This window comes from Mammaliicoccus sp. C-M13, assembly GCF_022386845.1.
Taxonomy (GTDB): domain Bacteria; phylum Bacillota; class Bacilli; order Staphylococcales; family Staphylococcaceae; genus Mammaliicoccus; species Mammaliicoccus lentus.
The window spans coordinates 13,762-36,636 of record NZ_JAJNHQ010000001.1 but is presented as its reverse complement, the minus strand read 5'-3'; the positions used below and the strand labels follow the sequence as shown (position 1 = coordinate 36,636).

The following is a 22,875-nucleotide window of genomic DNA, read 5'->3' as shown; positions in this document are numbered from 1 at the left end:
ATCTTTTTTCATACCTAGTCCTACTTCGCTTATTTTAAAACTTTAATTTATCTGGTCTATAGAACACTAATATAACCGCCGCAAATACGAAGAAACCTATCGCAACGTACATCGGGAAGTTGATATCTATATCGAACACTACCCCTGCTACTAACGGGCCAACTAAGTTACCGACGCTTGTTGCGGCAGAGTTTAAGCCACCCGCTGTTCCTTGATTTTTTCCGGCCAATTTCGAGAAGTAATTCGTCATTGACGGTCTTATTAAATCAAATCCTATAAATATAATAAAACTTACAAGCATAACGGATAAATAACTCGAAGCGAAAATAAATGCGAATAACACGATTACTGAATATATAAGTGAGAACAATGTAAGTCTAATTTCTCCAATTCTTCCTACGATTCTTTCAAATAGGAATAGTTGGAATATAACCCCTACAATAGCTCCACCTGTAATCGCAATAGAAATATCTTTCGGTTCGAATCCTACTTTTTCTGCTGTATATAATGAGAACATCGTCTCAGTTGAAGATAAACCGTAAGATAAAATCAACATCACAACGACAGGAACGACGAACAATTTATATGGGAATGGTTCTTTTACTTTCGGTTTGTCGACATCTTCTACTTCTTTTTCTTCTTTTAACAAAATAATAGAGAAGAGTAGCGCAATGATACCTAATATACCGGCAAAATAAAAAGGCATTCTATGCGATATTTCTGCTAAGAATCCTCCCACTCCTGGTCCAATAATAAATCCTGTGTTAATAACTGCTGACATGTAACTAAAGTTTCTTGCTCTATTTTCCGCGGTTGATAAGTCACCGATCATACCATTAACACCAGGCATTACAAACGCTGCACTAATACCACCTAACACTCTTGATAATAAAAGTATTGAAAAAGTATTCCCTACCGCAAAAATAAATTCTGATATGGAGAATAATAAAAGTCCAATAATGATAATGATTTTCTTACCAAACTTATCTGCAAATCTTCCTCCAAATGGAGAAGCAATCATTTGAAACAACGCAAACACTGCTACTAATAATCCTAAATCACTACCGTTCAAATCTAAATCGTACAATATTGTTGGTAGTACTGGGATAACAATACTAATACCTAAAAACATAAGAAATATATTAAAATATAAAATGTTTAACTTATTCTTCATATTAGACCTCCTTATTCATTACTTTATTAAATATTAAGTGATTTTCACTATATTCTAATCTATTTGTTTTCATTTTCATATCAAAAAACACCTTTAATATATTAAATTTAAAGTGTATAGTAACTATATAGTCAAGTGGAGGAATTCAATTTATGCAAAAAATTAATCATATACCTATAAGCGAGTTTGCAAGTCTAACAAATGTTAGCAGACAAACATTGATTTACTATGACAAAATAGGCTTATTTAAGCCGGATTTTAAAAATGAAAGTGGCTATCGTTATTACTCAGTTAAACAAATCGAGTTTATTAGTGTCATTACATTATTGAAAGAATTAGGTATGTCCTTAAAAGAAATTAAACAATATACACAAGACAAATCACCAGAACTTTTCTTAGATCTCATGCAACAACAAAAGAAAGTCATACAAGCACAGAAACAACAATTAAATTTTAATGAGCTCGTAATAAACGATAAAATCAAATCTATCAAAGATGCTATCCATACAGAATTCGATAAAATTGAACTTCACGATATAGAAAACACTACATTTTATATTAGTGATAACATCAATAATGTTTCCGAGCTAGATTTTCTAATGTCAATAAACCAATTTGTAGATGAGCTCAAGCATCACAATTTATTCTCTAGTCAGCCAATAGGCGTTGTAACAAAGAAAAATGAAATTTTAAATAAACAATATAATCAATATAGCTACCTTTATGTTGAAATCCCATCAAATAAAAGTGACTATACAAATACCATTACCCTAAACGGACAGTACTTAGTCGGGTATCATGTCGGTTTAGATCAAACAATTTATGAAACTTATCAAAAGATGTTTAACAAAATAGAAGAGTTGAATTTAGAGATCGGTCAATACGTTTTTGAAGAATATGTATTCGACTCAGTGATTAAAAATAATGAAAAAGAATATATTACGAAGATTATGATGGAAATTACTTAAGGGAGCCTGAGATGTTTATATGTCTCAGCTTTATTTTTAGATTCGGTCAGAAGAAAAGTTAGTTTGTATATTTATGTAATAATTAATCCAAAAAAAGAGCTCAGGATTTATGTCCCAAGCTCTTCAGAATTTTTGTAAGTACATGCTCTCCCTACTCATCAGCACCTTACAAAATCGTCATAGTTTTTATTTTCTACTATTATAAATATTCACTCTTTCATTCGAGCTTTTATCATTATAGGGTATATCAAGAGTGCTGCTATTACACCAACTGCTCCTAATATATGAAATGTTTCATAAATATGATTCATTATCCATTCTACAAGTGGCATAATATCACCTAAAACAGACCAAATGAATACAATTACGCCAAGAGCAAATACACTTAATGCAGTTGGAATTATACCAATTCGATACATAATAGCTGCTAGTAAGAAACATACTCCTGCGATAAATAGTATAGCTAAGAAATCAATCCAAAAGTTATCTAACACACTCGCATTTGGTACTAAGTCTCCTGCTCTCAATAATACTACTGTACTTTTTGAAGAGTCTGTAATTAATCGAACGATATAGCTAACAACTTCTTGTACGATAAGCAATGCAACCATGAATATTAGGTAACTAGACCATACGCTAAAAATATATTGTTTTCTCGTTGCACCTAGTTCAATAGATGCTTTAAACGGATCGTGAAATAAGAACAATGGTAAGAATCCTAATATACCAAACACAGGACCTGATAATAGTGGTCTAAAGTCTTCTGGTTCTCCAAAATAACCAATAGCCACATAAAGCGCTGCTAGAAGTATAAGCACAACCGTGAATATATAAAGTTGAAGTTTCAGTTCCCTAAATACAATTGAAAATGAACCTTTAAAATTATTCATGATGGGCCTCCTTCGTCATCGTTATATTAACTAAATAATCTTGTATATTCGCTTTATCCACTTTAATGTTTAAAGCTTTACATTGCTCTATCAGTGAATCACTATACGAAACATCTACCATTACTTTATGCTGACTGAGTATTGTAGATTGTTCGATAATATCTTTGTCTGATACAACTTGTTTAATATCTTCTAATTTGCCAAGTAATACTGCACCTCTTGATTGGAAATACTCAATAGGTTCATGTAACTTAACCTCACGATTAGAAATGATAATTAGCTTTTCACAAATTTTTTCTATTTCTTTAATATGATGAGAAGCAATCATTATATATCTTGGGTCTTCATCATATGACTTTATTAATGCTTTAACGAATACCTTTCTCATATATGCATCTAAACCATTCGTAGGTTCATCTAACATTGTCACAGGTGCATGACTCGCAATACCAATCACACCTTGTACCATAGACTGCATTCCTTTAGAGAAAGTCTTAATTTTCTTCTTTCTTGGTAATTCAAACAAATCAATTAAATAATCCGCTTCTTCTTGATCCCAATTCGTATTAAACATCGCTGCAAACTTCATCGCCTCATTTACTGTCCATGATTTCCCAAAATAATGATTCTCTCGCAAATAAGTGATTTCTTCCGTTGCACTCGTATTGTTAAATGGCTTCTTATCCAATACAGATAGATGACCTGCGTCAGGACGCTCTTGCCCAGAAATTAATTTCATTAAAGTTGTTTTACCAGAACCATTACGTCCCCATAATCCAACAATCATAGGTTCGTCTTCTTGGAGTGATAAATGCTCTAGAATGTTTTCATCCTTATACTTAAATGACATATCTTGAATATCAATGATTGTCATAATCTTGTTCCACCCTTCTTATGAGTTCTTCTTTACTTATATTTAGTCTTTTAGCTTCTTTAACCATATTCTGGATATAAGAATTAGAGAATGCTTGCATTCTTGTATTTACGAGCTTGTCGCGCGCGTCTTCAGCTATAAATACACCAATACCTCTCTTCTTAACAACAATACCTTCATCAACCAACAGTGTAATACCTTTTTGAGCCGTCGCCCTATTGATATTATAAAAATTCGAAAGTTCTGTTGTAGAAGGTATTTGTTCACCTTCTGACAAAAGTCCTTCAACTAAATCATCTTTAATCATATCTGCAATTTGCAAAAATATAGGTGTTTCATCATTCAATGTAGGTTTCATATTCATTCTCCTTATCCTATAACATGATTGGTTGATTAGTTGTGTAATCAACTATAATTCTTACCATGTTATTTGTCAATCAATTTTATGTATATTTACTCTCATAATACTGCAATATTCCCATTATATCAGTATTTTAAAGTTATGAAATTTTTATAAAAGGTTGGTTAGTCATCTTGTTGAAACAATAAAAAAGCAAGAGATAAATAATTGTTCCGGACTCTATTTTTGTATTGGCAGTAGTGGATTGGATGATTATGTTGCACGTGGACCTTCTCTTGCAACATTCGGAGGCTTTATGTTGCACGTGGACCTTCTCTTGCAACATTCGGAGGCTTTATGTTGCACGTGGACCTTCTCTTGCAACATTCGTTATCTTATTTACACAAACAAAAAAGCTGAGACAAATAAAAATTGTCTCAGCCTGTTTCATCACATTGGCATTAGCCGATTAATACAATATTTTATTAATACCCTCTGCAAAATACGTTTCAAAAAAGTGGTGACGATGTATACCTTCAGGATGTGTTACAAAAGTTAAATGAGAATCAGGGTTAACTAACTTCTCTTCAAGAATTTCTACACCCTCTTTAGTACAAGGAACCATATTCTTTAATATATTTGGATACTCAGCACCCTCTAACTCACCGACATACCAATAAACATCCCGAGGATATTCAATATTATCAGCCTTTTTAAGAAAATCAATAAATCCCGGATACCACATTGAAGCAGACATTACTAAATACTTACCAAACAAATGGGGTCTTGTAACTAAAGCATAAATAGATAATAACGCACCAAACGAACCGCCACCAATAGTTAAATACTCCGACTCATCAAAAATATGATACCTTTCCTTTAAGTAAGGGATTAATTCAAATTCCAGTAAATCTAAATACTGCTCAGCTTCCCCACCATAATGCTGTCCACTAACATCCTCAATCCAAGGCGTATATTCCCTATTACGCTCTACTGGTTCAACACCAACAAACATGACATTACTTGGATATTCTTCTACAAGCTTATCAAAAAGATATGAACCATCCTGTACAATAACAGTGTGAAAAGGCACAGGATCAGAATTATCATCTTCATAATGTTCAGGAAGAGCAATCGTTAATAAACGACCATTCCATAAAATTTTTTGTACCTCTTGCAAACCCATCCACTCCTATCATTCTCAATATTATCAATTGAGAAATATTATCATTTATAACATCATAACATAAATACTTTCATACGTTATAGCACAATCTCTTGCAGTTATCGTTTGCATATCAGTTATATTTATATCAAGATAAAACAAAATACTTTCATAAAAATACAATAGAAATAAGGAGCCAATAAAATGACTCAACATAATGAAATTATTAAATGCGCAGAAAAATATCAATTGCATATCCAACCTCAAACAATCTCGTTGAATGAATCAGGACTAGATTTCCAAGTTGCATTTGGAGAAGATGAACAAGGCGTAGAATGGGTTTTAAGACTACCAAGAAGACCTGACGTTCATAAGCGAACAAAATCTGAAAAACAAACGGTAGATTTCTTACAAAAGAACGTTTCATTTGAAGTACCAAAGTGGAAAGTACACGAAAAAGACCTTATCGCTTATCCAAAACTTACCGGTAAACCTGCAGCAACAATAGATCCGCAAATACAAAACTATGTATGGGAAATTGAACACAAACCAGTACCAGAAAACTTTGTTAACACATTAGCTGAAACACTCGTAGACTTGCACAACATACCAGAAGAAAACATTACCGCACATCATATAAATATCAAAACTATACAAGAAATAAGAAATGACTTTCAAAGAAGGATGAATAAAGTCAAAGAAACTTATGGCGTAGCAGATGAGTTATGGAACAGATGGCAACAATGGTTAGAAAACGATGAACTTTGGCCACAACATGCAACCATGATACATGGAGACTTACATCCAGGACATATAATGGTAGATAACGAAGCAAACGTCACAGGACTCATAGATTGGACCGAAGCAACCCACTCCGATCCTTCAATGGACTTTATGGGGCATCATCGTGTATTCGGAGACGAAGGATTAGAGCAACTTATAACAGCATACGATAAAGCTGGAGGAGAAACATGGCCACGAATGAAAGAACATATATTAGAACTCAATGGAGTGTTCCCAATGTTTATCGCTGAGTTTGCTATGGAATCAGGAGAAGTGGCGTATGAGAAAATGGCATTGAAAGAGTTAGGTATGGAAGAGTAGAAGTTATAAAATAAGATATTTATAAAAAGCTCCCTTTATGAGTTATAAAGGGAGCTTTTTATTGATTTCCGTTTTTAAATGCTACTTGATCCTACTGAATCAAGCGTCTTATTGGTAGAATTGTTTGTATTTCTATATTTGTGTAATTCATAATGAGTTAAAGAATTTACATTTCCTACGAAATATTTTCCGTATTTACTTAAATTAAACAAGTAAGATACAGCTACTGATAAACAGACTGCGACAATAAATTTATATAATATGTCTAAATAAACGATTTCACTAAGCATTGTCATTTTATTTAAAAATATTAAATGCATTAAATAAATACTAAACGAGAAATTACTGATAAATAATATAAATTTAGGTACATATGTAAACCAGCTACTCAATAAAAAGAATACTAATATTATAGATGTAGTGTAAATAGGTGTATCTATTCGTTTTGAACCTATTGCGCTATTAAATCCACTTGTATGAATATAATAAACAAATATAATACTAAATACTAATAATGAAATAATTGGAACAGTATATTTTTGTACACTATTTTTAAATGCTGTATAGTTTTTGCCGATATAATAACCTAATAAGAAATAAGTTAACCATCCTAAAAATATAGTTTGTCCTTCTTTACCCCAAACTAATTGGCCAAACATGTTATCAGGTGCTGGAAATCTTAAACGAATAGACCAATAAATTGAAGTTAATATAATCGAACCTATAATTATAGGTAAAGGCTTAATATTCTTTAAATATTTTGCAAATAGATAATGTAGAATATAAAACTGGAATATAATAACAATGAAGTATGTTACTGAATATCCACGGATGGAAACATGCATGAAATTATTTATAAATTCTACAAAATTGGCACTATCATATTTGCTAAAAGTCCAAAATATATTAAACAATACATATGGAATTCCTAAAATTATTAATCTCTTTTTGAAAAAACCTTCTTTTAAAGTATCACCATATTTATAGGCTGTTAAAAACTCAGTAATGAATACAAACATTGGCGTTGCAAACATTAAATAAACTTGTAAATATGTTGGCCACTCATTTTTCACAAGGTTTGGATTGTTCGATAACGTTATAGAAATAGAGTGTATCATTACTATTCCTAAACAAGAAATCGCCCTCATCCAGAAAACTACCGGTATAAACTTATTCATAAACTTCTCCTTTTAAATCCAATATCTGCTATTATTCTTTTAAACTATTAACAATACTTTCATAAATTCTATGATTGTTATTTTTATCAATATGCTTAAAGATACTATCTTTTTCAAGTTCAATTTTTTTAAATGAATCATTAACGACATAGTCGGATATTTGATCAACTAATTTCTTTTCATCGTAAATTATTTCTCCAAGAAACGTTTCATGAATTGGTCTTAAAATACCTTTTCTAAAGAACCTATCTACGTCGAAATGATAAAAAATAACAGGTTTATTCATATACGTAAAATCAAAGCTGACACTACTATAATCAGTGATTAACAAGTCATGCTCAATCAATAGTGATTGAACAGTCTTTTGACCCAGTTCAATGTACTGCACTTTTATATCATTATTCATTAAAAATAATTTAAAATAACTTTGAGCTCTATAGTGAGGGTAGAAATTTATTTCAATCTCTTCTTGCTCTATAAGCTGATTTAATTTTCTATTTTTTATTAGACCTAAATACCTTTCTAAATACTCACTATTTTCAAATGCAAAATCACTGTTCAACCAATCACGCCAAGTAGGCATTATAAGAATTTTTTTAATCTTTTTATTATCTTTTTCTATAGGTAAGTTATCAAAACGTGATAGCCCAGAAATAAACACATTATCTTTGTCATATCCCATTTCATTCACAACAACATCGTACTTTTCACTCATACTACTCACATTAAAAATATCAAAAGGCTGCTCATAAAACTCTTTATGATACTCAACATTCTTTCTACCTAAAACACCATGTTGTAAGAATACTTTTAACGTATTTTCATAACCAAAGAACCCTTTTGCTGGTTTATATGGAAGTATATTTTCAAAATCATGAGTGCTTACTAAAACTTTAGCTTTACTTGCTACTTTAAAGTGTTCTATAGAACCGAATTTAATTACATTTTTATTATGTTTTATATTTTGATAATCTAATGCCGTTTCATCTATTACATAATAAGCATTTATAGATGTATTTGCTCTCAACCAATTAAAGAAAACAATGCCATTATCTTGAGCAGTATCAAATCTTTCACCTATTAACCAAACATTCGAATCTTTAGTTGTATTATTCATGGCTTTCAATTGATTATCTGTAATAGAAAATCTTTCTAATTTAATGTTCTTAAATGGAGTTATAGTACTGAGATAATATATTTCTTGATTATTGTCGTGAATAATTTTTTTTGAAAAATATGTATCTTTTTTGTATGTAGCTGTTCTATATCTAATTTTTTCTCTTCTCACAATGTGATTTTGTTCTCTAACAGTTATAAATAAATCCACAATCGTTTTAGGCTTGGATATAATCTTCTCCATTTCATGGTATTCAAGATTTAAGTCAGTTTCACCAGGCTCAATATAATATTCAATTACTTCTTTACTATAGCGTTCTTCAAAAGATAAACTGAAAGTACAGTGTCTATATATGTCGTCTGCTTTTACAAAGAAATTAATTTTATTTTCATTAAAATAATTAACTCCTGTTTTTAAAAATGGCTTTTTATATTTTATAAAAATACCATTATCAGATATAAACTTCATATAATAATATTGATTATTAACTTTTATAGCAGTTTCATAAATTTTCCTCTTTTTAGCATATTCAGAAATACTATATAAAACTCTGCGATTAGTGTTTTGTTCAATTGCTTCTATATACATATTTTTATTAGACTTATTCTCAACAAAAGTATCAAAAGATATTTTTGAAGTAATCACATTCTTATAAATTTTTATTGGATACTTTCCAATAATTTCATTTTCACTATTCATTATTACAAAATTTAGATATTCTTTTATATGACTATTTTCTTTACTCTTTAAATTTATAATAAAACCTAATTTATCAGGTGACTCATTTAAAATAACAGTTTCTGCTTTAAAAATCTTATGATATACGAAGAAATTATGCCTATTAATCTTTATATAATAATGATCCAAATTAAAACTATACTTCTCATCAAACTCGATTTTATAAGCATTATCATCACTTATTAAGTACATTACTTGATACTTTTCCATCGCTAATAATTCTATTTTTTCAATAGGAACTGTATAATTAGAACAACCACTATTTGCTAAAGATATTTCGGATTTATTTTGTCCGTTTATTAATAATATTTTAGTAAATTTATTATCATTGATAGCTTCAAAGATTATTTTAGTTTCTTTGATAGAGGGTTTTAATTTCACTTTCTCACTAACAAATGAATAATCCTCATTTAATATTTTAATATACATACTTTTAGAGCATTCAAATTCACATAGTTTATTATTTAAAACCAAATACAAATTTTCTTTAATATTATTTCTTACCCATAACTTTTTTCCATTATAAAAACAATTTATTTTTATGAACGTCTCCATTGGTTCAAACACTAATAATTCTTTATTTATTTCAACTTTTATTCTGTTAGTCCCTGATTTTTTAACTGTCACAGGCACAGTTTTATTTTGAATTCTTATCTCAAATTTTTCCTTATTAAATAACAAATAGTTCTTATACTGGTACTCAATAATAATTTTATCCGTATTATCTTCTACAAAAACACTGTCAAACCTTCTTACAAGCAAATTTTTCATTTTATATAAAGTACTCATTAATTTACCTCATTTATTATTTGAATTTTAATACTAAATTCGTTAACCAAAAATTTTATTAAAAACTCAATGTTTATAATTCTATCTATTATTTTCAATGTAAATAATCAATAAAATAAAGTGTATCATTCCATTTATTTAATTTCATATAATTTTTAATTCAATATTAACAATATTAACAAATAGTTTACAAATGTCTACATTTTTTTGAAACACTATCATAATAATACGAGTTATCTCTGTCAATACAGGAGTTTCTATAAGTTTTAGTGTCTTATAATTAACCTTAAGTTTATTATATGGGTGTTTATAAATTTTATTGATTTTTATCTTCAGGTCATTTTCGTTTTCTAGTTAACAAAATCTAATTTTTAATTCCTATAGTTGGTAGTATTCAAATAAAAAAGCCACATTGGATTTTTTAACCCAATGTGGCTTTTCAAAATATTTTATTTCAAATTGTAATTTCGTAAAAACTTTTCAACTATACCATCAAAATCTTCTACATCAAGCGAGAAATATAATTTCATTTTTGGTTCTGTCCCTGATGGTCTGACTGCGATGAATCCTTCTTCAAATATAAATTTAATTAAATCTGCTTGAGGCAAATCGATTTTACTTTGTTCACCTGTTTCAATATTTGTTCTTTCTTGTTTAATATAGTTCTCTATAAATAAAGGCTTTAATCCTCCTACTTCAATTGTTGTAAGGTTATTAAAGTGTTCCATTATTTGTTTGATTTGTGCTTTGCCTTCCATCCCCTTAAAGGTTGGTGATAAAGTCTTATCTTGATAATAGCCAAGCGTTTCATATATTGTTTCTAATACATCTTTAAACGTTTGTTTCTCTTCTGTTAGCTGTTCTTTATATTTAATTAATAAGGCCGCGGTTTGGATGGCATCTTTATCTCTAGAAAAATCATTTAATAAATAGCCATGACTTTCTTCGAAAGCTAATACAAGTTTAGCTTCATCATTTTCTAACGCTTTAAGTTGTTCTGATATATATTTAAATCCAGTTAAGACATTAATTACATCTATATGTAAATGTTCTGCTAATTTCTCACTTAAAGCACTTGTTACAACTGATTTAATCATATATGATTTTGTACTTTGTAATTCATCATGTCTTAATTTTAGAAGTAACAATCCAATTTCATTACCATTAAAGTAACGGGTTGTACCATCTTCATATCGTTCTACAATACCTAACCTATCTGCATCTGGATCCGTAGCTACGATTAAATTCGCACTCTCTTTATCAGCTAATTCCTTCCCTAAATCAAATGTATCTTCCATTTCTGGGTTAGCAATATTAACCGTTGGAAAATCGCTGTCTGGCTCTGACTGAGATGTTTCAATTACAAAATGATTATAAGATAAATCATGTAAAATATCAGAAAGTATTGGCAAGCTTGTACCATGTAAACTTGATAATACAGTTTTTGAGTTTTGAGTTTTGAATGTGCCAACTAAATCGCAGACTGCTTTTTTATAAGCTTCTGTCGTCTCATTTTCAAATGGTATAACGATGTTGTTTTCTTTCAGTGTCTTTAAGTCATTCACTTTAATATTTAATGGGTCATTTACTTGATCAATATATTCACTGAGCTTTAATGATGGTTCTGTTAATAATTGTCCACCGTCGGCTCCGTATACTTTAATGCCATTATAGTTTTTAGGATTATGACTCGCTGTTATCATAATACCTGCGGTTGTATTTAAATGACGAACTGCAAATGATAATTCTGGTGTCGATTTATAAGTATCAGGTAATACCACTATCACACCATGAGTTCCGAGAACTTTAGCGATTTCTTCTGAAAATTCTTTTGATAAGTATCTTGTATCAAAGTGGATTACCACTGTTGGTTCCTCTGAAATATCCTTTAAGTAATTTGCGAAACCTAAAGCAAATTTTTGTATCGTAAATTTATTTAACCTGCCTGGCCCAATACCGAAAGTACTTCTAATACCGGCTGTACCGAATGCCAATGTATCTTGAAATCCTTCATCTATTTCTTGTTCAGTGAGTTCATTATGAAACGATTCAACTAAACTCTCAGAAAGCTTATCTTCCCATGCTTGTTTCACAATCTCGCCGCCTTTCTACACTATGTAAGTAACTCTATTCTAACCTTTTCAATTATATTTGTCTTTAATACCTACTATGCATTGAATGTTTTTAATAGCATTTTTATATTAGCCTATAAATTTATATTTCTTTAATTTTATTTACAATAGTTTCTCTTATATTTTGTTTCACTTCATACAGTCTTTCATAAGAATTTTCATATTCAGGTAATAATGCAAATTGATTATCTTTAAACTTGTTTAGCGTCGCAAATAATTCTTCTAAATTCGCCACTACTTCCCCTATTTCTTCATATCTAATTTGTTTTGAAGGGACATGATGAGAAGCATATTTATTGTACTGATAAAACACAACATTCTTTTTTTGAAACAGAAAGTCCACAGCTACAGATGAAAAGTCTGTAATAAGAAATTTACTCTTAGCAATTAAATCAGGTATTTCTACTTTAGTTGTACTTTGAAATTTCACATTTTCATCATTACCTGTTAGCTGTTCAGAATATTTTTCAAACTGAGGATGCATTAATACATTTAATGATAAATTATTATCTTTTAAGTAATTATAAAGTAACGGGTGATTAATAAAGTGATTTAACTTCTTGTAATATTCTGTCTGTAAAAATTGAGATTGACTTAAATTTTGTAATCCTCTTTGCCAAGTAGGCATAAATAATATTTCATTACTCATTTTTGAAGTTTCAAGTAAATTATCATGACGTGCCATTCCTGTTATAAGAACTTCATTATCATTATATCCTAATGTTTCCATTATAATTTCTTTCTCATATTTGCTATTTGCAGTAATATAATCAACTTTATAACAGTTTTTACTTAAGTATGGCGATATATTGTGAATAATCATACCATGCTGAATCGAAATAACTTTTTTATTCAGTAGTTCTTGTTTATATATTTTCTTATAGAGGCTCTGATTAAATGGTGCCATTGTTTCTTCAAAGGTAAAGGATGTAATGTATTTATCAGCTACAAGCATTAATATTTTATGTTTAAATGATTTAAGATATATCAAATTTTTATACTTTCTTAATTTTTTTATTGCTGATGTTGCTTTTTTATCTATTAAATAATAAGCATCTAAGTCTGTTCTATTTTCCTGGATATATTTGTATAAATAGTATGAATTATCAGAGGCACTATTAATCCTTTCACTTATTAACCATACTTCTTTTTTATTTTTTAATTTATACACTTTGGCGCAGATCTTAAGTAAATTTTTCTCAAAGTTAAATAGGTGTTCTTTAAGTTTTATTCGGGTGTCTCTAAATTTTTGTGTTTGTCTCCAAGCATTTGTTTGTTTAATATCTTGTGTTAAATCAACTGGTTGATCTAAATATTGTGCAGTTTTTTCTTTCCAATAACGTTCGCTTTTAATTAGGACTAATGCGTTTAATGCAGCTTCATCATATCCTTTCATGACAAGCTGATAAAAGAAAGAATATGGCGTATAGTTTTCATTTTGAAATAGCCTATCATTTTTCAGAAACTTACGTAATGTGTCTAAATAAGCTTTTTGCATATCTTTTTCAACATTCTGCTCAAAATATTTATTATCTATAGCAAAATCAATAAAACCAGTAAATTCTAAATCACTTTCGAATGCATTTAATACGTCTTGATATTTCACATGATTCATCAACATCATGTATAAATTCAAGAGATTTTCTTTATAATCATCATTTCTTACACTTTTACCCATATACTGCGATTCAACTAATATATAATCTTGGTTAAATAAATTCATTTTTGTATTTAAATAAGTGTCTACTAATGAATTATTTTTCACTAGACTGCTCTCAATAATTAATGTTGAAAATACATCTCTATAATTACTTAAATTGTATTCATATTCTTCAATATCGTATTTATCCCTTAAAGTAAATTGGGATATTTTTATATTTTTTTCTTTCATTTCACTGATTGTTGTCGTAATTAATTGTTTTGATATAGAAAAATTAGGATTTGTATACACGATATAATCATAATGCTCAACGTCATCAAAAATTTCAAATTCATCTTGAATAGTATCTACAATTATAGTTTTTTCAAAAATCTCATGATTTAATTGTTCATTAAATAAATCTACGTCTTTGTTCTTAATATCAAATAATACTTGTAGTAATTTCATGTTGATCTCCTATTTAAACTTTCTCATTTTACTTAGTATTCTATACAACTTTATACTTTTACTTTTTTTAAACTGATTATATATTCTATAATTTCTCTCTAGATTTTTACCTTCATAAAAATATTTTCTTCTTGATGTTAATAGTTGTGCATATGATATTGCTAATTGATACTCTTCTTTTTGAATTAAATTAATAATTGGTATTTCATTTTGTAGATACATCTTAAAAACTGCTTTATTATAATTCAAAATAATATTTCTTATTTCTTTAAAAATAGTAATTTTCGTATTTTCATCTAATTCTTTAAAATCTTCATCTAGCACTTTCCAAAATATTGATCTCAGGGCATTAATTTTAAAAAACTCTAAACATTCATCGTTATAATAAGAGCGACAAGTATTATATGCCTCTATATCATTGTATATAGAGGGCTTTATAGCTTGGTGAGTTAATGATTTATTAGCGTCTTCTTCTCTATTTCTATATCTATAAACGATATCTGGCGTATATGAGAAAGATTGAGCTTTTGTATACAGCAAAGTATCTACAATTTTGTCTTCTCCATTTTTCATATCTTCTACAAACTTAATTTCGTTATCTAAGTAAAATGACGTTCTTATTAATTTAAGGACAACACCAATTTTCACTTGTGCAAAAAATGGTGTATCTAATAAATTTGTTGATTTATAAGTTTTCATTAACTTATGTTCTCTGAAAGTAGGGTGAAGAAATTCTGAACCATCTTCGTCTACAGAAACCATTCTCCCCATAGCAAAATCATCTTTTTCATCCATAATACTTAACAATACTTCATAAGTATTTTCCTCAATCGTATCATCAGGATCCATAAAATGAATATAATCTCCCGTAGCCATTTCTACTCCAATATTTCTAGGTTTTCCAGGAGAACCTTGATTTACAGGAAGTTTATAATATATTAAGTTAGTAAACTTGTGTTTATTTTCCTGTATTATGTTAGCAGTATTATCTGTAGAACAGTCATCTACTAATATGATTTCTAAATTTTCTTCACCAATGCTTTGGAATAACAAAGAATCTAGACATTCTTCTATATAATCCTCAACGTTGTAAATTGGTAAAATTACTGAGATTTTCATTTCTTTGCTCCCTTTTTCATAATTCTTCTGTATAACCTTTTCACTAGCGCATCATTTTTTACCCAAATTATTGTATTTGTTTCGATATCTTCAACTTTGAATCTGCATCCAAACAATAAGCATTTCAAAGGAACTTTAGCTATATATTTAGCCATGCATATATCTTCTAGAGGATGGCCTAATAATGTAACATCTCGTAATTCTTTAACAGTTGCAGTCGTAACTTTTTTCTTACCAAAATAAACGGACACACAAGACCGGTAATCTAAACCACACATGTTTTTAGAGAAAGAAAATACCATTCTTTGAGTTCTCCAATTATATTCATTGATAACTAATTGAATATCCTTATAATGCTTAAAATAAGGAAACTTCACACCTTTCAAAGAATATAAATAGGCTTTATAAACATTCAAACAGCTTAAATTATCTATTATTTTCAAATCTATATACTTAAACACTTTTTTTGAATAAAATTCAAAAGACCTATCAATATTTGTGTGCATTTCGTTAATATATTTCTGATTATGCTCTACTAAATAATCTAAATAATGTAATGCAATTAAATATTGAATATATGGTATTACACGACCATGTATAGCAATTGATTTTTGAATTAAAGAAAAATAATTTTCTTTAATATGATACGTGTAACGCTTTTCTGAAGACCATATTTTGCGACTTAGCGAAGTCTCATTATTACGGTCATAATAATAATGACTGTCCTTTAACAACCCATACTTTAGCTCACTTAAAATAATAGAGTTAAACATGTCTGCATCTTCCCAATAAGATAAGGATTCATTAAACTTTAACTGACCACCCTCATACAACTCCGAACTAAAAACAATCCCACCGATATGGAAATGAATACACTTATAATCTCGCATAATATCAATAAAGTTCTGCGACCTCTGAAACCTATAATTCAGTACATGATCATATGTCTGTTCATTTCTCATAACCTTAATTGGTGTAATAGCTACTTTAATGTCTCTATGCTCACTAAAGAAATGTTTAGCAACTTTGACAAAATTTTCGCTAATTAAATCAGAGTCATCAATAAAAGTAATCAAATCTGTATCTTTATCAATAGAATCTAATCCTTTATTTCTAGCAACACTAACACCCTTATTTTCTTGGTGAATAACAATAACATTATCTAACTTTCCATATCCATCTAAAATATCCTTTGTACGGTCTGTACTACCATCATTTACAATAACAAGCTCAGAACGTTCGTTCTCACAACTCTTTAAAATACTTTCAATTGTATTTCTTATCGTATCCTCAGCATTGTATACAGTAACTATAATTGAAATTTTCAAATCATCTTTCACATTAATTAACCATCCTATAATAGTTTTTTCATGTTGGGTATGTCTTTATAATCCAAATAACTTAACTTAATTATACATATTTCCTATTAATTTACAATTATATTTTCAGTTCATCTATATTTAAAAATAATTATATATTTTTAATATGTAATGGCTCTACTTCTTAATAAAAAAGCTCTAACCTTAAAAAGGCCAGAGATTTTAAAATTGTTATTTTTACTTTCTGTTAGATAATCGTTTACATTACGTTTGCAATATATTAACATTTATATAATGTTATAAGGAGGTTCATTATGAAAAGAGTCATTACTTATGGTACATATGATTTGCTACATTACGGACATATAGAATTACTTAGAAGAGCTAAAGAATATGGCGATTATTTGATTGTGGCACTTTCTACTGACAATTTTAATAAATTAAAAGACAAAAAATCCTATTATAGTTATGAACAAAGAAAAATGATGTTAGAATCTATTCAATTCGTTGATCTTGTTATTCCTGAAAATGAATGGGAACAAAAAGTAAAAGACGTTAAAGAATACAATGTAGATACATTTTTAATGGGTCATGATTGGGAAGGTGAGTTTGATTTCCTTAAAGACCTATGCGAAGTTATATATTTAAATCGAACAGAAGGCATTTCAACAACTCAAATTAAAAAAGAATTATATGGAGATAGTTGATTAAATATATACATAAAAAGAGTCTGGAAATATCTAGACTCTTTTTATGTTTTTAAACCTTCAAAGATTCTACAACAATTTATTTTGAGGTTCACTTTTCTATATTATTTAACCAGTTATAAAATCATTATATTTTATTATTAGGTATCCAAGTGTTATAAGTAAATATTTAAATATCTGCTAATAAATTTTCTAAATTTTTAATAGCACATTCATAACGTAGACTATTTTTTGTCTGTACTTCCTTTAAAGGGTATTTTTTTATAGAAACCATAGCTTCTGCAAATTTTTCAATATTATTTGGTTCAATTAAATAACCGTTAACCCCATTCTCGATAATTTCACTAGGTCCATACTTTAAGTCATACGATATTGAGGGACAACCTTCATTTATACTCTCCATTACAGTTAATGCGAACCCCTCATATTTACTAGTTAATAATGAAGCAATTGATTCAGCAAAAGCCTTACTAGGATTATCTGTAAACGAATGTATTTCAACATCTTTTTCTAAATCTAAGTCGTATATCAAATTTCTTATTTCATTTTTTGATTTATCATCTGTACCCCCATATAACACTAATTTAGTAGAATATCCTGTTTCTTTAAATTTTTTATAAGCATGTATAATATGGGATATTTGTTTTTCTTCACTAAATCTTCCCAAATATATAAATTGATCTTTCTTTTCGCATACTAGATTAGAAGGTTTTATAAAGTGAGGTATTACAGCAAATTTTTCATCTTGTATTTGAAAATCATTTTGGATTTCAATCTTTTGTTTTTCAGTTAGTAAATAATATTTAGCTACTTTATCTGAATTATTTAATGCATATTTGTAAGAGTTTTTTAATTCTCCTTCTGTTACATGAGAATTATGAAAAACTAAAATAGTTTTTATATCTTTTTCACATTGTAGAAGTGATTTATCCAATAATCTAGCATCGTTGAATACTTTATCTCCCTTTCTAAAAATACTATCAAAAAAGTATTTAAATAGTTCATTTTCATTATTAAAAGATTTATTTATAATATTATTTTTATAAGTAACAATATTAACGAGTTTGTTATTTTCGTTTTCTTCAAAAAACTTTTTACAATATAAATTACCTTCTAAGTCATAAAAAAACTCAGCTATTTTTTTATTTATCTTTCTGCTAAAATTAGTTATCTTATGTAAATATCCACTTTCATTATATTCCCATCTTTCGCTTTTATGCTTTACACCCTCAGTAAAATAATCTTCAAATTTTATCACTTTTGAATTAGGATAGTACTGTCTGTAAAGAATATATCTGTTACTGTCATTATCATAGTATCTTTTACAATTTTTCTTTAAATCTGGTTTTGCATTATAATTTGATATTCTGATTTTCTGTTCAATGATATCCAATGGTTCTTCATTTAATAATTTAAAATCTGATAACCAATCATAAATATTAATTATATGCGTATCTTTATCCAGAATATTATTATCTATAAAAGATTTATACACTGTAGAGTAATTGGGGTTATAATTAGTAGTTAAAATATTTTGAGCAATATTTAAATCGTTATTATATAACTTTATTCTTTTTAATAAAGCTTTAGTTCTTCCTGCATGTACTAGTGGTAACGTAGATGTTATTGTATATATCATGATTTATCTTCCTTCTTTACTTTAATTATGTACATAAAATTAATTTTCATTTTCAAAACTTGTTACTGATAATTCATTTTTTTAAACATGGTCAATGTCAATATCTCGCAAAAACTCTTCAACTATACCTTCAAAATCTTCTACACCAAGCGAGAAATATAATTTCATTTTTGGTTCTGTCCCTGATGGTCTGACTGCGATGAATCCTTCTTCAAATATAAATTTAATTAAATCTGCTTGAGGTAAATCGATTTTACTTTGTTCGCCTGTTTCAACATTTGTGCTTTCTTGCTTAATATAGTTCTCTATAACTAAAGGCTTTAAATTTCCTACTTCAATTGTTGTAAGGCGATTGAAGTGGTCCATTATTTGTTTGATTTGTGCTTTGCCTTCCATCCCCTTAAAGGTTAGAGATAAAGTCTTATCTTGATAATGGCCAAGCGTTTCATATATTGTTTCTAATACATCTTTAAACGTTTGATTCTCTTGTGTTAGCTGTTCTTTATATTTAATTAATAAGGCCGCGGTTTGAATGGCATCTTTATCTCTAGAAAAATCATTTAATAAATAACCATGACTTTCTTCGAAAGCTAATACAAGTTTAGCTTCATCATTTTCTAATGCTTTAAGTTGTTCTGATATATATTTAAATCCAGTTAAGACATTAATTACATCTATATGTAAATGTTCTGCTAATTTCTCACTTAAAGCACCCGTTACAACTGATTTAATCATATTTGATTTTGTACTTTGTAATTCATCATGTCTTAATTTCAGAAGTAACAATCCGATTTCATTACCATTAAAGTAACGGGTTGTGCCATCTTCATATCGTTCTACAATACCTAATCTATCTGCATCTGGATCCGTAGCTACGATTAAATTCGCACTCTCTCTATCAGCTAATTCCTTCCCTAAATCAAATGTATTTTCCATTTCTGGGTTAGCAATATTAACCGTTGGAAAATCGCTGTCTGGCTCTGACTGAGATGTTTCAATTACAAAATGATCATAAGATAAATCATGTAAAATATCAGAAAGTATTGGCAAGCTTGTACCATGTAAACTTGATAATACAGTTTTTGAGTTTTGAGTTTTGAATGCGCCAACTAAATCGCAGACTGCTTTTTTATAAGCTTCTGTAGTCTCATTTTCAAATGGTATAACGATATTGTTTTCTTTCAGTGTCTTTAAGTCATTCACTTTAATATTTAATGGGTCAGTTACTTGATCAATATATTCACTGAGCTTTAATGATGGTTCTGTTAATAATTGTCCACCGTCGGCTCCGTATACTTTAATGCCATTATAGTTTTTAGGATTATGACTCGCTGTTATCATAATACCTGCGGTTGTATTTAAATGACAAACTGCAAATGATAATTCTGGTGTAGACTTATAAGTATCAGGTAATACCACTATCACACCATAAGTTCCGAGAACTTTAGCGATTTCTTCTGAAAATTCCTTTGATAAGTATCTTGTATCAAAGTGGATTATCACTTTTGGTTCATCCGAAATATCCTTTAAGTAATTTGCGAAACCTAAAGCAAATTTTTGTATCGTAAATTTATTTAACCTACCTGGGCCAATACCGAAAGTACTTCTAATACCAGCTGTACCGAAGGCTAATGTATCTTGAAACCCTTCTTCTATTTCTTGTTCAGTGAGTTCATTATGAAACGATTCAACTAAACTCTCAGAAAGCTTATCTTCCCATGCTTGTTTCACAATCTCGCCGCCTTTCTACTCTATATTAAGTGATTGAATATATTGCTTGATTTCTTCTTTCATTTCATTATCTTTCAATGCATATTCGATTGTCGTCTTAACAAACCCTATTTTTTCGCCAACATCATAACGTTCCCCTTCAAAATCATACGCATAAACTCTATCATCTTGGTTAAGGCGTTCAATAGCATCTGTTAATTGTATTTCACCGCCGCTACCTTCGGTTTGATTTTCTAAATAATCAAAGATCTTAGGAGATAATACATATCTACCCATAATCGCTAAATTAGATGGTGCTGTTCCTTGTTTAGGTTTTTCTACAAATTTTTCAACTTCATATCGTCTGCCATCTTGAGATTGAGGTGCAATAATACCGTATCTATGTGTTTCACTTGCTGGAACTGTTTGAACACCTATAACTGATTTATGAGTTTCTTCATATTGATCCATTAATTGACGAATAGCTGGTGTATCTGATTCAACAATGTCATCACCTAATAATACGGCGAATGGCTCATTACCAATAAATTGTTTAGCCGTATAAATTGCATGCCCCAAACCTTTTTGTTCTTTTTGTCTAACATAAAATATATTAGCTAAGTTTGTTGAGTATTGAACTTTTTCAAGTAACTCTATCTTTCCCTTATCATATAAATTTGTTTCTAGTTCTTTCTGAGTATCAAAATGATCTTCAATAGCACGTTTATGTTTCCCCGTAACTATAATAATATCCTCAATACCAGCTTTTGCTGCCTCTTCAACGATGTATTGAATCGTTGGTTTATCTAATATTGGCAACATTTCCTTTGGCATAGCTTTAGTTGCTGGTAAAAACCTTGTTCCAAGCCCAGCTGCTGGGATAATTGCTTTTTTAATTGTCATATTTTATTCCTCCTACTAAAAACATAAATTTAATTCATCGATACTCAATATAAAATTAGTATTTTAATCATCTATTGTATAATTTTCCTGCTAAATATTTTATACAATGCTAGTAATTTTTACTATTCTCTTATTATAAAGTAAAAAGCATTTTAATCAATTTATTCTCATTTTAACTTTAATTTATATATATTACTTGTTTTAAATTATTGATTTTATTAAAATAATACAAATATAATTTCGGTTTAAATAGTAATATAATAAGCTACAATCCATTTTCGCTTTAAACGATTATAAAAAAATGAAAGAACTTGGAGTAGATGACGGTTTTAATAATAACCATGAGTATTCTAACTAATCATTTATGTAAGATGTAGACACACAACACAAAAGCCCTGCATACTCTTTTATTCTAAATGCGTATGCAGGGCTTTTATATTTCTTCTATTCACTTATACTTTCTTTAATTTGCACTGACTCCTCATATGCGTAAACCGCTTCTTGATAATTATTACTTCTCGGTAATATTTTCTTTTCGACTGCTTGGTTATATGCATCCATTTTTGTTTTTTCATCTTTTTTGCTATAGATAATTTCAGCTAAATCTTGTTGATTATTTATTTTCATTTCTGAATCTTGTTTTCCTTCCTTTTTCTCTTTCTTTTCTTTAGATGATTTAGCATCTTTCTTTTGTTCTGTAGCTTTATCATCTTTTTCATCGGTGCCCATTTCCCCCGTTATCATTAAATAACCCGTAAATAATGTGAAACATACGACTAATATTACTGGTATCAAGTTTTTCATTTGTATACCTCTTTCTCTAGTTTCTATTATCATTAATATTAAACTACAAAATATTGATATACAACTATAGAGAGCTTCTTTGAATGAAATCATGATTT

Annotated in this window: 18 protein-coding genes; 3 read left to right on the top strand and 15 right to left on the bottom strand. The window is 28.9% G+C overall.

The window, feature by feature from the left end:
- Window positions 1–34: 34 nt before the first annotated feature.
- Entirely contained in the window at window positions 35–1,174 is a 1,140-nt protein-coding gene (gene norA / locus LQ615_RS00160; protein WP_218707868.1) for a multidrug efflux MFS transporter NorA, read from the bottom strand.
- A gap of 152 nt (window positions 1,175–1,326) precedes the next feature.
- On the opposite strand from norA, the gene LQ615_RS00155 reads away from it, so the two are divergent.
- Window positions 1,327–2,142 carry a MerR family transcriptional regulator gene (locus tag LQ615_RS00155; protein ID WP_070045279.1) on the top strand — a complete coding sequence of 272 codons (816 nt, stop codon included), beginning with the start codon at window positions 1,327–1,329 and terminating at the stop codon, window positions 2,140–2,142.
- A 209-nt stretch (window positions 2,143–2,351) separates the two neighbouring features.
- On the opposite strand, the gene LQ615_RS00150 is transcribed toward LQ615_RS00155, so the two are convergent.
- The 4 genes from LQ615_RS00150 to LQ615_RS00135 form a co-directional block, all read right to left on the bottom strand.
- A complete protein-coding gene (locus LQ615_RS00150) occupies window positions 2,352–3,032 on the bottom strand; it encodes a hypothetical protein (protein WP_239704041.1) in 681 nt (226 codons plus the stop codon).
- Window positions 3,025–3,906, bottom strand: a complete 882-nt coding sequence (locus LQ615_RS00145) for an ATP-binding cassette domain-containing protein (protein WP_103269507.1) — start codon at window positions 3,904–3,906, stop codon at window positions 3,025–3,027. Before LQ615_RS00145 ends, LQ615_RS00150 begins: the two co-directional genes overlap by 8 nt.
- Window positions 3,893–4,264: a GntR family transcriptional regulator gene (locus LQ615_RS00140; protein ID WP_017000320.1), complete on the bottom strand. Its 372-nt coding sequence runs from the start codon at window positions 4,262–4,264 to the stop codon at window positions 3,893–3,895. The genes LQ615_RS00145 and LQ615_RS00140 overlap by 14 nt, the downstream gene beginning before the upstream one ends.
- Before the next feature lie 451 nt (window positions 4,265–4,715).
- Window positions 4,716–5,432 (bottom strand): alpha/beta hydrolase, encoded by a 717-nt coding sequence (locus LQ615_RS00135; protein WP_239705368.1) that lies wholly within the window; start codon window positions 5,430–5,432, stop codon window positions 4,716–4,718.
- A gap of 183 nt (window positions 5,433–5,615) precedes the next feature.
- Between LQ615_RS00135 and LQ615_RS00130 the strand changes: the two genes are divergently transcribed.
- Window positions 5,616–6,515: an Mph(C) family macrolide 2'-phosphotransferase gene (locus LQ615_RS00130; protein ID WP_239704043.1), complete on the top strand. Its 900-nt coding sequence runs from the start codon at window positions 5,616–5,618 to the stop codon at window positions 6,513–6,515.
- A gap of 74 nt (window positions 6,516–6,589) precedes the next feature.
- Here the strand turns inward: LQ615_RS00130 and LQ615_RS00125 are convergent, their stop codons facing one another.
- From LQ615_RS00125 to LQ615_RS00100, 6 genes are all read right to left on the bottom strand, one after another.
- On the bottom strand, window positions 6,590–7,693 hold the full coding sequence (locus LQ615_RS00125; RefSeq protein WP_070045285.1) for an acyltransferase family protein: 1,104 nt from the start codon (window positions 7,691–7,693) through the stop codon (window positions 6,590–6,592).
- 31 nt (window positions 7,694–7,724) lie between these two features.
- Entirely contained in the window at window positions 7,725–10,337 is a 2,613-nt protein-coding gene (locus LQ615_RS00120; RefSeq protein ID WP_239704044.1) for a CDP-glycerol glycerophosphotransferase family protein, read from the bottom strand.
- A 449-nt stretch (window positions 10,338–10,786) separates the two neighbouring features.
- Window positions 10,787–12,430 carry a phospho-sugar mutase gene (locus tag LQ615_RS00115; protein ID WP_239704045.1) on the bottom strand — a complete coding sequence of 548 codons (1,644 nt, stop codon included), beginning with the start codon at window positions 12,428–12,430 and terminating at the stop codon, window positions 10,787–10,789.
- Window positions 12,431–12,551: 121 nt separating this feature from the next.
- Window positions 12,552–14,576 carry a CDP-glycerol glycerophosphotransferase family protein gene (locus tag LQ615_RS00110; RefSeq protein ID WP_239704046.1) on the bottom strand — a complete coding sequence of 675 codons (2,025 nt, stop codon included), beginning with the start codon at window positions 14,574–14,576 and terminating at the stop codon, window positions 12,552–12,554.
- Between the two features lie 9 nt (window positions 14,577–14,585).
- Window positions 14,586–15,695, bottom strand: coding sequence for a glycosyltransferase family 2 protein (locus LQ615_RS00105; protein ID WP_218708798.1), 1,110 nt, complete (start codon window positions 15,693–15,695; stop codon window positions 14,586–14,588).
- Window positions 15,692–17,035 (bottom strand): glycosyltransferase family 2 protein, encoded by a 1,344-nt coding sequence (locus LQ615_RS00100; RefSeq protein ID WP_239704047.1) that lies wholly within the window; start codon window positions 17,033–17,035, stop codon window positions 15,692–15,694. Before LQ615_RS00100 ends, LQ615_RS00105 begins: the two co-directional genes overlap by 4 nt.
- Before the next feature lie 293 nt (window positions 17,036–17,328).
- Between LQ615_RS00100 and tagD the strand changes: the two genes are divergently transcribed.
- Window positions 17,329–17,721, top strand: coding sequence for a glycerol-3-phosphate cytidylyltransferase (gene tagD / locus LQ615_RS00095; protein ID WP_070045303.1), 393 nt, complete (start codon window positions 17,329–17,331; stop codon window positions 17,719–17,721).
- Between the two features lie 169 nt (window positions 17,722–17,890).
- Here the strand turns inward: tagD and LQ615_RS00090 are convergent, their stop codons facing one another.
- The 4 genes from LQ615_RS00090 to LQ615_RS00075 form a co-directional block, all read right to left on the bottom strand.
- Entirely contained in the window at window positions 17,891–19,360 is a 1,470-nt protein-coding gene (locus tag LQ615_RS00090; protein ID WP_135031422.1) for a glycosyltransferase, read from the bottom strand.
- Between the two features lie 81 nt (window positions 19,361–19,441).
- Window positions 19,442–21,091 (bottom strand): phospho-sugar mutase, encoded by a 1,650-nt coding sequence (locus LQ615_RS00085; protein ID WP_239704048.1) that lies wholly within the window; start codon window positions 21,089–21,091, stop codon window positions 19,442–19,444.
- 15 nt (window positions 21,092–21,106) lie between these two features.
- A complete protein-coding gene (gene galU, locus LQ615_RS00080) occupies window positions 21,107–21,973 on the bottom strand; it encodes a UTP--glucose-1-phosphate uridylyltransferase GalU (protein WP_135031426.1) in 867 nt (288 codons plus the stop codon).
- A gap of 444 nt (window positions 21,974–22,417) precedes the next feature.
- Window positions 22,418–22,777, bottom strand: a complete 360-nt coding sequence (locus tag LQ615_RS00075) for a hypothetical protein (protein ID WP_239704049.1) — start codon at window positions 22,775–22,777, stop codon at window positions 22,418–22,420.
- Between the last annotated feature and the right edge of the window lie 98 nt (window positions 22,778–22,875).

Bases quoted from the DNA above. Each gene is read 5' to 3' on its own strand.
- LQ615_RS00105 (WP_218708798.1), bottom strand. From the start codon at position 15,695: ATGAAAATCTCAGTAATTTTACCAATTTACAACGTTGAGGATTATATA.
- LQ615_RS00130 (WP_239704043.1), top strand. From the start codon at position 5,616: ATGACTCAACATAATGAAATTATTAAATGCGCAGAAAAATATCAATTG.
- LQ615_RS00110 (WP_239704046.1), bottom strand. From the start codon at position 14,576: ATGAAATTACTACAAGTATTATTTGATATTAAGAACAAAGACGTAGAT.
- LQ615_RS00120 (WP_239704044.1), bottom strand. From the start codon at position 10,337: ATGAGTACTTTATATAAAATGAAAAATTTGCTTGTAAGAAGGTTTGAC.
- LQ615_RS00155 (WP_070045279.1), top strand. From the start codon at position 1,327: ATGCAAAAAATTAATCATATACCTATAAGCGAGTTTGCAAGTCTAACA.
- LQ615_RS00145 (WP_103269507.1), bottom strand. From the start codon at position 3,906: ATGACAATCATTGATATTCAAGATATGTCATTTAAGTATAAGGATGAA.
- galU (WP_135031426.1), bottom strand. From the start codon at position 21,973: ATGACAATTAAAAAAGCAATTATCCCAGCAGCTGGGCTTGGAACAAGG.
- LQ615_RS00075 (WP_239704049.1), bottom strand. From the start codon at position 22,777: ATGAAAAACTTGATACCAGTAATATTAGTCGTATGTTTCACATTATTT.
- LQ615_RS00135 (WP_239705368.1), bottom strand. From the start codon at position 5,432: ATGGGTTTGCAAGAGGTACAAAAAATTTTATGGAATGGTCGTTTATTA.
- norA (WP_218707868.1), bottom strand. From the start codon at position 1,174: ATGAAGAATAAGTTAAACATTTTATATTTTAATATATTTCTTATGTTT.
- tagD (WP_070045303.1), top strand. From the start codon at position 17,329: ATGAAAAGAGTCATTACTTATGGTACATATGATTTGCTACATTACGGA.
- LQ615_RS00090 (WP_135031422.1), bottom strand. From the start codon at position 19,360: ATGATATATACAATAACATCTACGTTACCACTAGTACATGCAGGAAGA.
- LQ615_RS00140 (WP_017000320.1), bottom strand. From the start codon at position 4,264: ATGAAACCTACATTGAATGATGAAACACCTATATTTTTGCAAATTGCA.
- LQ615_RS00150 (WP_239704041.1), bottom strand. From the start codon at position 3,032: ATGAATAATTTTAAAGGTTCATTTTCAATTGTATTTAGGGAACTGAAA.
- LQ615_RS00125 (WP_070045285.1), bottom strand. From the start codon at position 7,693: ATGAATAAGTTTATACCGGTAGTTTTCTGGATGAGGGCGATTTCTTGT.